The organism is Desulfovibrio diazotrophicus (genome assembly GCF_902498985.2).
GTDB lineage: Bacteria > Desulfobacterota > Desulfovibrionia > Desulfovibrionales > Desulfovibrionaceae > Desulfovibrio > Desulfovibrio legallii.
Genome location: NZ_OX346397.1, coordinates 372,440 through 385,952, shown reverse-complemented (window position 1 = coordinate 385,952; position 13,513 = coordinate 372,440). Strand labels below are relative to the sequence as shown.

Here is a 13,513-nt window from a genome sequence, read left to right as displayed (position 1 = left end):
GAAAATGCCTTGACATGCGCCACGCCAGCGCCTACCTATGGCCCATCAACCCTGTAGGAGAAAGGCATGGCTTATGACATCCGCTTGATGAAACTGGTGACCGGCGAACTGGTCATCGGCAAATACGACGCCGCCAAAGACAGCCTCACTGAAGTGGCGGCCATTCAGAGCATTCCCACCCAGCAGGGCGTGCAGATGATGATGTTGCCCTATGGCTATCCCTTTGAGCCGGACTTTACCGGCGTTCTTGAGGGAAAAAATTTCCTCTACCGCTACGCCAACACCCCCAAGGAACTGCAGGACAAATATATCGAAGCCTGCACCAACCTCACCGTGGCCGGGGGCCTGGGCAAGCTGCAGTTCGGTTCAGAGCCCTTTGCCGGCGGCGGCGCGGGCGGCGGCCTCATCAAATAATTTCCGCCGGGCTTTCCCGGCCTGTGCGCCCTTTACGCCAAAAACCTGTTGGGGACATTTTACCGTTGAGAATTGGCTTTCTCAGCGGTAAAATGTTTTGGCGTCATACTGGCTCACCAAAGAATCCTGGCCGCTGCGCGACAGACGCGCCGCACCGCCAAAAAATTCTCCCACCGCATTTTGCGCTATTTTCGGGCGGCCCTGCGCCGCCCTTTTTGTACCCCTAACCAAGGAACGACATGCGCGAGCTGCTGCCCCTGCTGCCACGCCCCAGCCGCTACGCGGGCATTGAAGACAACGTTTGCCGCAAAGATCCCACCCGCGTCCGTCTGCGCGTAGCCCTGGCTTTTCCCGATACCTACGAGGTGGGCATGTCCTACCTGGGCCAGAAGATCCTCTACGGCGTGGTCAACGCCCGGCCCCAATGGTGGGCTGAAAGGGTTATGGCTCCGGAGCGTGAAGCCGCGCAGGTGCTGCGCGAGCACAACGCCCCCCTGGCCACCCTGGAGTCGGATACCCCCCTTGTCCGCACGCATGCCCTCTGTTTTTCCATCACCCACGAGCTGTGCTATACCAACGTGCTCTATATGCTGGACCTGGCGGGTATTCCCCTGCGTAGCGCGGACCGGCCAGAAAGTCTGGACGCCTGTCCGCTGGTGATGGCCGGCGGCGGGGCCCTGCTCAGCGCCGAGCCCCTGACCCCATTTGTGGATTTGATGGTTCTGGGCGACGGCGAAGAAAGCCTGCCGGACGTGCTGGAACTGCTGGAAAAAGCCCGCGACCGGGGCTGGACCCGAAAGGAACTGCTCCACGCGGCACGGCGCATCCCCGGCGTGTACGTGCCATCTCTGTTCACGCCCGTGTCGGCCGCGCCCGGCGCGCCTTTGCGCCCCCTTGTGGCGGATTATGCCCGCCCGGCACGGCGCATTGTGGCAGACATCAATAAGGCCGCCTATCCCGTGCGCCAAGTGGTGCCCGTGGGGGCCGTGCACAACCGGCTCTCGCTGGAAATCGCCCGCGGCTGCACGCGCGGATGCCGCTTCTGCCACGCCGGCGTGGTCTATCGCCCTGTGCGAGAGCGCTCCCTGGAAAATATTCACAGCCTGTTGCGCCGCTGCCTGGACGAAACAGGCTTTGACGAAATTTCCTTCCTCTCTCTGAGCACCGGAGACTATTCCGCCCTGAAGACCCTGAGCCTGAGCGTGCTGGACCGCTGCGCCGAAGAACAGATCAGCCTTTCCCTGCCTTCGCTGCGGGTGGGCTCCATCGACGACGCCATCATGGAACGCATGGCCGAGCTGCGCCGCACAGGCTGCACTCTGGCCCCAGAGGCCGGCAGCCAGCGCCTGCGCGACGTCATCAACAAGGGCGTAAGCGAAGAAGGCCTGCTGCTGCACGTGCAAAAACTGCTGGAACATGGCTGGCGGCAGGTGAAGCTCTACTTCATGATCGGCCTGCCCACGGAAACGGACGCGGACCTCACGGCCATTGCCGACCTCTGCCGCAAGGTGCGCGACGCCGCCGGCCCCGGCGGCCCCCGCCTGCAGGTAACCGCCGCCCTCTCCCCCTTTGTGCCCAAGCCCTTCACCCCTTTCCAGTGGGTAGCGCAGAGCAGTCAGGACGAAATCCGCCGCCGGGTAAACCTGGTTCGCGACGCCTTCCGCGGGCTGAAGTGCCTCAAACTGCGCTGGCACGAACCCGCCATGAGCCACCTGGAGGGCATCCTTTCCCGCGCGGACAGGCGCATGGCCGACGTGGTGGAGCTGGCCTACCGCAAAGGGGCCGTGTTCTGCAGTTGGGCCGAAGGCTTTGACCTGAACCCCTGGCTGGAAGCCCTGGAAGCCTGCGGCCTCAGGGCCGAGGATTATACCGGCCCGCGCGAGCCCGGCGCGCCCCTGCCCTGGAGCCATTTGGAAGCCGGAGTTTCCGAAGACTTTCTGCTGCGTGAATACCGCCGCGCCCTGGACGGCAAAATCACCGACGATTGCCGCTACGGGGCCTGCCGTCAGTGCGGGGCCTGCGACACCAGGGCCGGTTCTTCCCGTCTGCCCCACACGCCCACACCGGAAACGGCGTACCCCACGGACGCGGACGGCATGCAGGCCGCACCGGCAACGGCAACCGCAGACGCGCCCCCCGCACGCCAGGCGGACAGTCCCTTCGGCGCGCCGGCCTGGCCCGACGCCGCCCGGCACTGCAACCGCCTGGTCTTTGCCCAGCGCGACCAGGCGGCCCATCAGCCCCGACGCGACGATACCGGCCGCATTGTCTGTCGCGTTCAGGGCAACCGGCCCCCCGGCGTGGCGCCGGAGCTGACCGTCAAGGCGGCTCAGTACCGCGTCTGGCACAGCAGGGTCGCCGGCAGCGCCTGGCTGAGTCAGCTGGAGCTGCAGGCCGTGCTGGACCGGGCACTCCGCCGGGCGCGCCTGCCCCTGGCCTTTTCCCAGGGCTTCCACCCCATGCCGCTGGTGTCCTTTGGCCGCGCCCTGCCCGTGGGCGTGGAAAGCGCAGCGGAATGGTTTGCCCTGACCCTGCACCAGAACCTGCCGCCCGAAGCCGTGGCCGCCCAGCTGGCCCCGCACCTGCCGCTGGGCATGGAAGTGACCGCTGTGGAACGCACTACCAAACAGGCGCGCACAGAACAGGCCGTGGCCGAGGCTTTTTGCTGCCGCCTGCCCACAGCAGCGGAAAACCGCGAGGTCGCCCACTGCTTTGCCGCCTTTGCCGCTCTGGATTCCTGCCCCCGCAGCCGTGAAACCAAAAAGGGACCGCGCACCACAGACCTGCGCCCCCTGCTGGCGCGCTGGGATGTGGCGAAAGGCGACGGTGCCGTGACATTTGTGGCCGACTGGGGTAGTGCATATCTGTCGCCTTTAAAATTGTGTTTGGCCATTCTGGAGCCTCTGGGGGAAGAAACTTCCCTGCAGCCCCGGCTGCATCTGTGCAAGACCGCGCAAATCTTTGCCGACGGGCAGACCCGTCCGTGAGGAGCCCATGTCCCGTACGCCGACCTGGTTCTTTTTTGGAGATTCGCTCACTTTGGGAGTGAACGACGACCAGATGCCCGGCGGCTGGGTCAGCCGGCTGGCCGTACTGGGGCGTGAAGTCGGTCTGTACGGCATCCCCCGCGCCACCTTCTATAATCTGGGCGCACGGCGGCAAGGCACGGCGGACGTGGCGCGCCGCTGGCGGACAGAAATGGAGGCCCGGCGCATCCCCGGCATGGAACCGCGCCTGGTGTTCTGTGTGGGGGTAGTGGATATGGCCGCGCCCGGAGGCGGCACGCCACGCAACCAGGATGCAGTCCTGGCGGACCTGCGCCCTATGCTGACGGCAGCCCAGGCCTTGGCCCCCACCTTGGTGGTCAGCCCGCCGCCGGTGGCCGACGCGGACACGCGGCAACGTCTGGCCGCCCTGAATGCGGGCCAGAAAAAAATCTGCGCCGACCTGGGCCTGCCCTTTGCGGAGGCATACAGCGCTCTGGCCGCCGACAAAACCTATCTGCAAGACCTGAGCGACGGCCTGCACCCCGGCCCCCAAGGCTGCGCGCTTATGGCAAAAACCCTTTTGGCGCAACCCTGCGTACGCCGTTTTTTCAGCTTATCAGGAGCATGATCATGGGATCCTGTATGCCCTTTCCCGACGAAAAGCCCTTTGCCGAACGCGTCAAAAACCTGGCTGAGGACGAACTGCTGGAAATCTGGGAAGAAACCCAGCAGATTGAGTGTATGATCAGCGCGGAACTGCACACGGAAATCACCATTGCCCCGGACTATGAGCGCCTGATTGTGGAAGAGCTGCGTCTGCGTTCCTCCCGCCGCGCCAAGGGCGGCCACGCCTCGGCGCTGCGCTCCGTAAGGCTGTAATTCGCAGGACGCTGGTTTTTGCGCTATTGCTTTTTGCGCTGTTTTTCCCGGGGGATGCCGCCCGTAAAATATGCCGTGAAAGACGCGCGGCCGCGGCGTTTGTGCGCCCAGCCGGGCACAGGCGGCTGTAATAAGGCAATTTCACTTTGAAATTGCCCTGGCGACTGCATGAGCAGATGCCTGCCGTGGGGCGCAAGCGTAGCTTCAGCTGTTACGGCGCAGGAGCTTCCCGTTACGACGAAGGAAGTTACAGGCCAAGACAGCAGCACCAGTTACGGATGCAGACAGTACCGCTGGGTATTTGCGCGGACAAGCGCCGGAACGAGCCTGTTCAACTTTGAGGATACATATTCTTAAAGGTAATATGCTTACACTCTAGAGCAGTTAGCGAATGAAATGAGCTAACTGCTCTGCAAGGATTTTCTTGAAAATCCTTGCCACGAAATGCGAGAAGGCAGGCTTTTGCCTGCCGTAAGCGAGCATTTCAAGTGTTAAATGCTCTAGCAAAAAAAACAGGCTGTCGCGTAAAACAACAGTGCCGGTGGAACGCGCGTTCCACCGGCACTGTTCGGTATGGGGCAGGAGCCTGCCCGACGGAGCAATGCCCTTCCGGAATCGGTCCGGCAGTTGCGTGAGCAGGTTCCGCCGCCAAAGCGCTTGCGGGCCTTGGCCTCTCGCAAGGCAACCGGCTTTAAACGGCGCTCAACATGTCCATGTCTTCGCTGGAAAGCAGCTTGTCCAGATCCAGCATGATCAGCAGACGGTCCTGCAGTTTGCCCACGCCGCTGATGTAGTCCGAGTCCACCCCGGCCACCACCGGCGGCGGCGGTTCCACCGTGCTTGCCGGAATGCGCAGCACCTCCGACACGGCGTCCACCACAAAACCCACAATAATGTTGTTGATTTCGATCACGATGATGCGCGTGTTCTTGTCGTGGGCCTTGGGGGCAAGGCCGAAACGCCGCCGCAGATCGATGATCGGAATGACCTTGCCGCGCAGGTTGATGACGCCTTCCACAAATTCCGGAGCCCGGGGCACCTTGGTGATCTCCATAGTGCGGATGATTTCCTGCACTTTCAGGATATTCACCCCGAACTCTTCCTCGCCGATGCTGAAGGTCACCAGCTGCAGAAGTTCGTCTTCCTGTTTTTTCTGGTTCAGATCCATATCCGCTCCCTTGTCAGAACGCCAAGCCACGCACAACCGTGCCGCTGCGGCGGGCAGGCCGCGGCGCGGGCCCTCGTGGCACACACTGGTTTGTATCGGCCTGACCGTAAAAAACCATAGGCCTCAAGACCATAAAAAAATCAGCTCCCGTCAAAAGCCCGCTGTAAAGCCGACTCCAGAGCCCGCACGCCGTACACGTCACGCAGCACCAGGGGACGCGACGCACCCGCCCCGGCCGGGAAAAGCGCGGTGAGCGGGATGCTCTTGCTGCCTAAAGCCTCCAGCAGGCGCACAGCATAGGCGTCGGCGCGGGTCAGGTCCACACGCACCAGTTCCAGCCCGTAACGGGCCTGCAGGCCACGCATACGCTCGTCAGTAAGCACTGTGGCTTCCATAAATTTGCAGTTGGGGCACCAGTCCGCCGTAAATTCCAGCAACAACGGTTTTTGCCCCAGCGAGGCGCTGAAAACTTCCGGGCTGAACGTCCGCCACTGGGGCAAAGGCGCCACGGGCCGCAAAACCAGCACCATGGCCGTAGCCAGCAAAAGCCCGCCCAGGCCGCCTACCAGCCGCCGCCGCAGGGGCGGCGCGTCCACACCGCAAAACTGCCCCCACAGCCAGGCACAAAGCGCCACCACCAGCAGCATGCTCAGTACCTGCATGTGCCGCTCCACCGGCAGAATGGAAAGCAGATAGAGCGCTGTGCCCAGCAGCAAAAAGCCCACCATGCGCTCAAAAATACGCATCCACATGCCGGGCTTGGGCAAAATGCGGGCCAGGTTCGGCCAGATGCTGAACAAAACATAGGGCAAGGCCATCCCCAGCCCCACGGACCAGAACACAACAACAACCACGATAAGCGGCTGGGTAAAGGCCCAGCCCAGCACGCCCCCCAGCAGAGGCCCGCTGCAGGGCGTGGCCAGAAAGGTGGAAACCAGCCCGCTGGCGTAAGCCTGCAGACAGGGATTTTTGCTCTGTGCGCCCGCCTTGAGGTCGATGACCGGCAGGGTGAACACCCCCAGCATGGAAAGCCCCATAAGAAAAACCAGCAGCAGCATAACCATGAGCACGGCTTGATTCTGATACAGCTGCCCCCACATAAGATCCGCCAGGCCCAGAACCAGGGCCAGGGCGCTGAACAAGGTCATAACCCCGGCCGCAAAGCAGATATTGTGCTGCCGAAAGCGCCGCAGGCCCTCCTTGCCGCCGCCGCCCATAAGCAGCAGCCCACTGACCTTAAAGGTCAGTACGGGCAGCACGCAGGGCATGATATTGAGCAAAAGCCCGGCCAGCATGCCAAACAGCAAGGCCTTGCCCAGACCGGAAATTTCCAGACTGGCGTCCAGATAGCGCGGCGTGAGGCTCAGGTCAAAGCCGTCGGGCGGCGGCAGGGCGGCCTGCGGCGCTGTGAGGACGTCGCCAGGGGGCAGACCGACAGTCGTGCCGGGAGCAGGGGCACGGACAGCGCCCGGCGGTATTGCCGCACCGTCCTCCTGCGCCGTCTCTTCACCTGTGGCCTGGGCCGGCGGCTGCGCGCTTACCCGCCGCCACTGACCGGCCCAGGGTTGCGCCTCCAGTGGGGGCGGGTCCGCAGGCAGAGCGCCCTGCAGGGTTTCGTCCACGGGCTGACACTGACGCGGAGAGCATAAAAGCAGGCTCAGCGCGCCCGTATACGGTTTGCCCGCCGCTGCCGCGGGCACGCGCGCAAAGAGGAGGGTTTCCCCCTCATATACGGAAACCGTCACCGAAGGGTCGTAATAGTCGCGCTGCACGGCCCCCGTCGGATACCAGACCGGCGCGGCCGGCCCGCCCGCAGGCTCCAGGGTCAGCACCGTGGGCCTTCCCGCGTCGCCCGGCTCATGGCTATAGGCGTGGAAGCCTTCAGGAATGTGCAGCCGCAGGGCCAACACCAGGTTCTGGCCGTCGCGGGCCACCTCCAGCTGGCGCCCCAGCCTGGCGGCATCAGCCGCGCCCGGCCGCCCAAGCCCGCACAAAAGCAGCAGCGCCAAAACGCCCAGACATGCCGCCCACAGCCGTGCTTCAGGCCGGGAAAAAACGCCCGATTCTGCGGGAAGGCCCTGCTCTTGTTTCACTAAATCACACCGTTTTGACAAATTTTTTTCCTTTTCTCTTGACAGAGACGGCCCATGCGGGTAAACCCCTTTTCACGTTGCACGGGTCATTAGCTCAATTGGTAGAGCAGCTGACTCTTAATCAGTTGGTTCGGGGTTCGAGTCCCTGATGGCCCACCAAAGAAAAGCAAGGACTTAGAGTAAAATCTAAGTCCTTTTTTTATTTTATTTCTCTGAGAAGGGCTCATTCCGAATACTCCTGCACTGCCTTTGGGCTTCCCGCCGCTCTGTGACGCCACGGTTCACCAGGTGCGGCCCAGGCCAGCATGACCAAGCGTATTAACAATAAAATCGCACTATTGGCCATGACAACCGATAGCCAGCTTGCATACATCCCCGCCATAACCATCAGCTAGGCCACTTTTATCATGCCGGGCAGCGCAGCGTCAAAGTGGATATCCACGGTTTACGGAGTACCTCAACGACAGGGGCAAGCGCTTTCTCCGGACCGCTCTGCCCCTTTTTGACGACAGGCCCGGTCTGCGCTCCAAACGGTTTGCGCCCTCCCGTGCAGGCGGAACAGCCTCCGCCCGGCGGGCCACTTGCATTCGCCCTTGCCTTGGCCTACACTTGCTTAATTAAATGCAGGAAGGATCCCCATGCTTCGCAGTATGACCGGGTTTGGCCGCTGTGTGGTGGAAAGCCCCCTTTTCACCCAGCAGTGGGAAGTAAAAAGCGTCAACAGCCGCCACCTGGACCTCAAATGGCGTCTGCCCCCCGCTCTGCGCAGCCTGGAGGCGCGGCTGGAAAAGGTCGTGCGGCGTTATGCCTCGCGCGGCCGGGTGGACATCAGCCTTATGCTCCAGTACGCCCCGGGCGGCGCGCCGGCCACGCGCTTTGACGCGCCCCAGGCCGCGGCCATGCTGGACGGCCTGCAGGCCCTGGCCCTGGCCCGCGGGGACGACTTTACCCCGGACTACAACCTGCTGCTGGGCATCAGCGCCCTGTGGGGCGACAACGGCGAAGAACTGGACGAAGACACCGCCGCCGCCCTGGAAGAAGGCCTGTCTCTGGCCCTGGAAGACTGGAACGAAGCCCGCGCCGCCGAAGGCCGTGCCCTGGCCACGGACATGCATTCCCGCATTCTGCGCATGGAGGAATGGACCGGCCTTATCGCCGAACGCGCGCCGGCCATCCGCGACGAACGAACCGTCCAGCTGCGCGATCGCCTGGCCGAGGCCCTGGGCCAGAATGGTCAGGAGCTGGACGAAGGCCGCTTTCTGCAGGAAATCGTCACCCTGGCCGACCGACTGGACGTGAGCGAAGAGCTCACTCGCCTCAGCACACACCTGGCCCGGCTGCACGATTTGCTCCAGTCCGGGGGCGACGCCGGGCGACGGCTGGACTTCACCCTGCAGGAATGCTTTCGCGAAATCAACACCTGCGGCAACAAACTGCCCGACGTGCAGCTTTCCCGCCTGGTGGTGGACTTTAAGAACGAACTGGAAAAATGCCGCGAACAGGTCCAGAATCTGGAATAATCCATGCCCCGTGACAGACTTATCAACATCGGCTTCGGCAACTATGTGCTGGCGGGCCGGGTGGTGGGCATTGTCAGCCCCGCCTCCTCGCCCATGAAACGCCTGCGCGAGGACGCCAGGGCCGAAGGGCGGCTCATCGACGCCACCCAGGGGCGCAAAACCCGCTCCATTCTGGTAACGGATTCCAACCACGTAATCCTCTCCTCCATTCAGCCGGAGACCATCAGTCAACGTTTTGCGCAAGAGGAAGAAACCCGATGACCCGCCAAGGCATCGCCCTGGTTCTGAGCGCCCCTTCCGGCGCAGGCAAGACCACCCTGGTCAAGCGTCTGCAGCAGGAATTTCCCGGCTTTGCCTACTCCGTTTCCTGCACCACCAGGCCCCCCCGTGCGGGTGAGGTGGACGGCAAGGACTACCACTTTTTGCAGCGCGCGGAATTTGAACGCCGCCGCGCCGCAAAGCAGTTTGCCGAGTGGGCCGAAGTGCACGGCAATCTTTATGGCACGCCGCTGGATCCGGTAAAGCAGACTCTGCGGCAAGGCACGGATCTGCTTTTCGATATCGACGTGCAGGGCGCCGCCCAACTCAAGCTCAGCCTCGCCGAGGCCGTCTTTGTCTTCATCCTGCCGCCCGGTCTGGACGAGTTGGAACGCCGCCTGCGCGGACGGGGGCTGGACGATGAGGCGAGCATTCAGCGCCGTTTGGCCAATGCCCGGCAGGAAATGGCCGCGTCCCGCTGGTACGACGCTCTGGTGGTTAACGACGACCTGGATCAAGCCTACGACCAGCTGCGGGCCGTGTACCTCGCGGCCACCTTGGCCCCGGCGCGCAACCCCGGCCTGGTGGACGCCCTGCTGACCCGCTGAAACCGTATGTTTGAGGAAAATATGCCCTCGACCCGCGCCCTCCCCTGCCCCCAACTGGTGGCGGCCCTGGACCTGCCCGACAAAGACCGTGCCCTCTCCCTGGCCCGGAGCTTGCGCGGCATCGTGCCCTGGTGCAAGGTGGGCATGGAGCTGTTTACCCTGGCTGGCCCAGCCCTGCTGGAAGCCCTGCGCGGCCTGGACTTCAAGGTTTTTCTGGACCTGAAATTCTATGACATTCCCCACACGGTGGCACAGGCCGTCAAGGCTGCCGCTGCCGGCGGCGCAGATCTGCTCACCCTGCACTGCCAGGGGGGGGAACGCATGTGCCGCGCGGCGCGCGAGGCCGCTGCGGGCCTGCCCAACGGCGGGCCGCTGCTCTTCGGCGTCACGGTGCTTACCAGTTTTGCCCAGGACGAAATGCCGGGCATTGCCGCCACTCCCAGGGCATTCGCCCTCTCCCTGGCCCAGGGCGCAGCGGCCTGGGGCCTGGACGGCGTGGTCTGCTCCGGCCACGAGGCCCCGGAGATCAAACAACGCTGTCCGGACCTGCGCTGCCTCTGCCCCGGCATCCGCCCGACGGGCGCTGCCGCCGACGACCAACGCCGGGTCATGACGCCGGCCATGGCCGTGGCTGCCGGGGCGGACTACCTGGTGGTCGGCAGGCCCATTCTTACCGCGCCGGACCCGGTTCAGACTGCGCAAGACATGGCAGACGCCATCCGCCTGGCCGCCACGGATTTTACCGGGCAACAGCCTTCCGGTCCGGGCGGCGCACCGGCATAAGGCCCCTGGCCGCAACCGCGCTCCGGACGTACATTGCACGCCTTCCGGCCAGCCTTTTCTGGCCGGAATTCGGCAGACGAGGAAATCATGGCCGCATCCGATCCCACATCCGCTCCCAAGCCCGCCGCCACGGCCCCCGCGCCCGGCGCCGCCCCTGCCGCCAACGGCAAAACGCAGGTGCGCGGCGTGTTTTCCACCCAAGAGGTGCGCAAGGTGGGCACCGGCACCACCACCCGCAAAACCGTGCAAAAAAATTTCTGGTTTGTGGAGCAGCAGGGCAACGTCATCCAGTGCCAACCCCTCAACCCCAACTATGTGCCCAGCGGCCCCAAGCGCACAATCACCCTGGACGAACTGCTCAGCAAATTCGCCCCGGAACCGGAATTTTATCTCAATTCCGTGTTTCCAAAAATGATGGAACTGCAGCGCAGCGTGGAAAACGGCGACAGCCACCGCGAAAAAGGCGATACCTTCACTGCGGAATACGCATACGACCACGCCCTTACAATCGACGAAGAAAATGTGCGGGCCAACTTCGGCATCGGCCTCACCTACCTGGAACGCGGCGACACAGCCCGCGCCCAGGATATTTTCGAGCGCCTGGTTAAGCTGGATGGGGCCTTTGAGCCTGAGCACAAACACCTCTTCAACGAATTCGGCATCAACCTGCGCAAAAACCACATGCTGGAGCAGTCCCTGGCCTACTACCGCCGCGCCCTGGAGCTGACCCAAAACGACGAAAATCTCTACATGAATATGGCCCGCGTGCAGCTGGAAGCCAAAGATCTGCAAAGCTGCATCGACAACCTGCTGCACGCCCTACGCCTAGCCCCCCGCCACGAACCCTCACTCAAATTCCTGGCCTGGCTCATCCAGAAGCAACTAGTGCCCGCCGAACGGGTGGACGATGTGCGCGCGGCCCTCCAGGCCGCCAGCAAAGCCGCCGCACCGGCCGCCGCAGCCGCGCAAGCCGCTCCCGCTGCCGCGCCTCTGCCTTCACCGAGAGGCGGAACGCCATCGTGAAAATCTGGCACAAACGGCAAGCGCCCGCGGGGCAGCCCCCTGCGCCGCCCCCGGCCTGGGCCGAAGAATTGGGCATTTCCCTCCCCCTTCTGGAACTGCTCTGGCGACGGGGCTTTACCTGCAAAGAGAACATAGACGCCTTCCTCTCCGCCCGCCTGGGATCCCTTACCCCGCCCTCGCGCTGGCCGCAGATTCCCGAAGCCGCCGACCTCCTGGCCCGCGAGCTGCTGGCCGGCAAATCCCTGGCTGTCTGGGGCGACTACGATGTGGACGGCATCACAGCCACAACCCTGGTGCTGGACGTGCTGGAAGGCCACGGCATCCATGCCCACTGGCACATCCCGGACCGCCGCAGCGAAGGCTACGGCCTCAACGTGCCCCAGATGGAAGCTCTGGCCGCCCAGGGCTGCGGCCTGCTGCTCACCGTGGATTGCGGCATTGCCGACGTGGCCGCCGTGGCCCGCGCCCGCGAACTGGGTATGACCGTGGTGGTTTCAGACCACCATCTGCCCGGTCCGGACCTGCCCCCGGCCCAGGCCCTCTGCAACCCCCGCCTCTGCGCAGAGGCGGACTTGCCCTGCCCCCACCTGGCCGGCGTGGGCGTGGCCTTTTATCTTATGGGCGCGCTCAACGCAGCCCTGGCCCCGCACACGGGCCGCCGCCATCGCATGGACAACGTGCTGGACCTGGTGGCCTTGGGCACACTGGCGGACGTTATGCCCCTTAAGGGCGAAAACCGCATTCTGGTGCGCGGCGGGCTTGCCCACATGGCCGCTACGGCCCGGCCTGGCCTGGCTGCCCTCAAGGCCGTGAGCAAACTGGACCCCGCCGCCGCCCTGAGCAGCGGACAGGCCGTCTTTCGCCTGGCGCCGCGCATCAACGCCGCTGGCCGCATGGGCCAGGGGGCCCTTGCCCTGCGCCTGCTGCGGGAAAAAGACCACGCCCAGGCCGCCGCCCTGGCCCAGGAGCTGGACGCCCTCAACACCAGCCGCCGCGAAGAAGAAGAACGCATCCACCTTGCCGCCCGCGCCCAGGCCCTGGACCTGCTGGGCCGCGAACCCCGCGCCGGTCTGGTGCTCTACGGCAAGGACTGGCACCCCGGCGTGGTGGGCATTGTGGCCTCCCGCATGGTGGAAGAATTCTACCGCCCCACTGTCATCCTCTGCGATGACGGCGGCGGCGTCAAAGGCTCCGGCCGCTCGGTGCGGGAATTTGACCTCCACGCGGGTCTGGCCCGCACGGCCCATTGCCTGCTGGGCTTCGGCGGTCACCGTCTGGCCGCCGGCGTGCGCCTCACCCCTGGAAAAATCGCCGAATTCCGCGCCGCTTTTGAAGCCGTGTGCGCGGATATCCTCGGCCCTACCCCCCTCATCCCCAGCCTCACCCTGGAAGGCGAACTGGGCTTCGACCAAGCCAGCAACCGCAACTTTCTCAAAGAGCTGGAACTGCTGCGCCCCTTTGGCCCCGGCAATGCCGAACCCGTCTTCGCCTCCCCGCCTTTGCTGGTGCGCGACCGCGCCCCCCTGGGCCGCAACCCGGAACACGCCCGCTTGCGCCTCCAGGACGAAAACTGCGGCGTCACCCTCAGCGCCAAAGCCTGGGGTCTGGGCAAAGACCTCACCCCCGCCCTGGTGGGCCGCCGCATCCGCGTGGCCTATACCCCCAGGCTGGATACCTACAACGGCGTCGCCTCCGTAGACGTAGGCATCAAAGACTGGCAGCCCGTTTAGGGGAAAATTTTGTGGGGGGAAGGGAACTTTTGTGAACAAAAGTTCCCTTC

The 13,513-nt window shown here is 64.1% G+C and carries 12 protein-coding genes and 1 tRNA gene; 11 read left to right on the top strand and 2 right to left on the bottom strand.

Going from position 1 to position 13,513, the window contains the following annotated elements; genetic code table 11:
• Positions 1-66 precede the first annotated feature (66 nt).
• The 4 genes from J7I12_RS01645 to J7I12_RS01630 all read left to right on the top strand — a co-directional run bounded on the left by J7I12_RS01645 (position 67) and on the right by J7I12_RS01630 (position 4,280).
• Complete coding sequence (locus J7I12_RS01645) at positions 67-414, top strand: hypothetical protein (RefSeq protein ID WP_118229126.1); 348 nt, start codon at positions 67-69, stop codon at positions 412-414.
• Positions 415-653: 239 nt separating this feature from the next.
• Positions 654-3,401: a TIGR03960 family B12-binding radical SAM protein gene (locus tag J7I12_RS01640; protein WP_130957953.1), complete on the top strand. Its 2,748-nt coding sequence runs from the start codon at positions 654-656 to the stop codon at positions 3,399-3,401.
• A gap of 7 nt (positions 3,402-3,408) precedes the next feature.
• Positions 3,409-4,029, top strand: coding sequence for a GDSL-type esterase/lipase family protein (locus J7I12_RS01635; protein WP_118229128.1), 621 nt, complete (start codon positions 3,409-3,411; stop codon positions 4,027-4,029).
• A gap of 2 nt (positions 4,030-4,031) precedes the next feature.
• Positions 4,032-4,280 carry a hypothetical protein gene (locus J7I12_RS01630; protein ID WP_118229129.1) on the top strand — a complete coding sequence of 83 codons (249 nt, stop codon included), beginning with the start codon at positions 4,032-4,034 and terminating at the stop codon, positions 4,278-4,280.
• Between the two features lie 691 nt (positions 4,281-4,971).
• On the opposite strand, the gene J7I12_RS01625 is transcribed toward J7I12_RS01630, so the two are convergent.
• A complete protein-coding gene (locus J7I12_RS01625; protein WP_118229131.1) occupies positions 4,972-5,448 on the bottom strand; it encodes a chemotaxis protein CheW in 477 nt (158 codons plus the stop codon).
• A gap of 140 nt (positions 5,449-5,588) precedes the next feature.
• Positions 5,589-7,457, bottom strand: a complete 1,869-nt coding sequence (locus J7I12_RS01620; protein ID WP_288908256.1) for a protein-disulfide reductase DsbD family protein — start codon at positions 7,455-7,457, stop codon at positions 5,589-5,591.
• A gap of 167 nt (positions 7,458-7,624) precedes the next feature.
• On the opposite strand from J7I12_RS01620, the gene J7I12_RS01615 reads away from it, so the two are divergent.
• The 7 genes from J7I12_RS01615 (at position 7,625) to recJ (ending at position 13,463) form a co-directional block, all read left to right on the top strand.
• Positions 7,625-7,700, top strand: a tRNA-Lys gene (locus J7I12_RS01615).
• A 479-nt stretch (positions 7,701-8,179) separates the two neighbouring features.
• The gene (locus J7I12_RS01610) at positions 8,180-9,061 is read left to right on the top strand and encodes a YicC/YloC family endoribonuclease (RefSeq protein WP_118229132.1); all 882 of its coding nucleotides are present in this window, start codon (positions 8,180-8,182) and stop codon (positions 9,059-9,061) included.
• A gap of 3 nt (positions 9,062-9,064) precedes the next feature.
• Positions 9,065-9,322 (top strand): DUF370 domain-containing protein, encoded by a 258-nt coding sequence (locus tag J7I12_RS01605; protein ID WP_118229133.1) that lies wholly within the window; start codon positions 9,065-9,067, stop codon positions 9,320-9,322.
• Positions 9,319-9,927, top strand: a complete 609-nt coding sequence (gmk, locus tag J7I12_RS01600) for a guanylate kinase (protein ID WP_118229134.1) — start codon at positions 9,319-9,321, stop codon at positions 9,925-9,927. The genes J7I12_RS01605 and gmk overlap by 4 nt, the downstream gene beginning before the upstream one ends.
• 21 nt (positions 9,928-9,948) lie before the next feature.
• Positions 9,949-10,710 (top strand): orotidine-5'-phosphate decarboxylase, encoded by a 762-nt coding sequence (gene pyrF, locus J7I12_RS01595; protein ID WP_130957952.1) that lies wholly within the window; start codon positions 9,949-9,951, stop codon positions 10,708-10,710.
• Between the two features lie 87 nt (positions 10,711-10,797).
• Positions 10,798-11,733: a tetratricopeptide repeat protein gene (locus J7I12_RS01590; RefSeq protein ID WP_118229135.1), complete on the top strand. Its 936-nt coding sequence runs from the start codon at positions 10,798-10,800 to the stop codon at positions 11,731-11,733.
• Positions 11,730-13,463, top strand: coding sequence for a single-stranded-DNA-specific exonuclease RecJ (gene recJ / locus J7I12_RS01585; RefSeq protein WP_118229136.1), 1,734 nt, complete (start codon positions 11,730-11,732; stop codon positions 13,461-13,463). Before J7I12_RS01590 ends, recJ begins: the two co-directional genes overlap by 4 nt.
• Positions 13,464-13,513 lie beyond the last annotated feature (50 nt).

Bases quoted from the DNA above. Each gene is read 5' to 3' on its own strand.
- J7I12_RS01645 (WP_118229126.1), top strand. From the start codon at position 67: ATGGCTTATGACATCCGCTTGATGAAACTGGTGACCGGCGAACTGGTC.
- J7I12_RS01635 (WP_118229128.1), top strand. From the start codon at position 3,409: ATGTCCCGTACGCCGACCTGGTTCTTTTTTGGAGATTCGCTCACTTTG.
- J7I12_RS01630 (WP_118229129.1), top strand. From the start codon at position 4,032: ATGGGATCCTGTATGCCCTTTCCCGACGAAAAGCCCTTTGCCGAACGC.
- J7I12_RS01640 (WP_130957953.1), top strand. From the start codon at position 654: ATGCGCGAGCTGCTGCCCCTGCTGCCACGCCCCAGCCGCTACGCGGGC.
- J7I12_RS01590 (WP_118229135.1), top strand. From the start codon at position 10,798: ATGGCCGCATCCGATCCCACATCCGCTCCCAAGCCCGCCGCCACGGCC.
- gmk (WP_118229134.1), top strand. From the start codon at position 9,319: ATGACCCGCCAAGGCATCGCCCTGGTTCTGAGCGCCCCTTCCGGCGCA.
- pyrF (WP_130957952.1), top strand. From the start codon at position 9,949: ATGCCCTCGACCCGCGCCCTCCCCTGCCCCCAACTGGTGGCGGCCCTG.
- J7I12_RS01610 (WP_118229132.1), top strand. From the start codon at position 8,180: ATGCTTCGCAGTATGACCGGGTTTGGCCGCTGTGTGGTGGAAAGCCCC.
- J7I12_RS01605 (WP_118229133.1), top strand. From the start codon at position 9,065: ATGCCCCGTGACAGACTTATCAACATCGGCTTCGGCAACTATGTGCTG.
- J7I12_RS01625 (WP_118229131.1), bottom strand. From the start codon at position 5,448: ATGGATCTGAACCAGAAAAAACAGGAAGACGAACTTCTGCAGCTGGTG.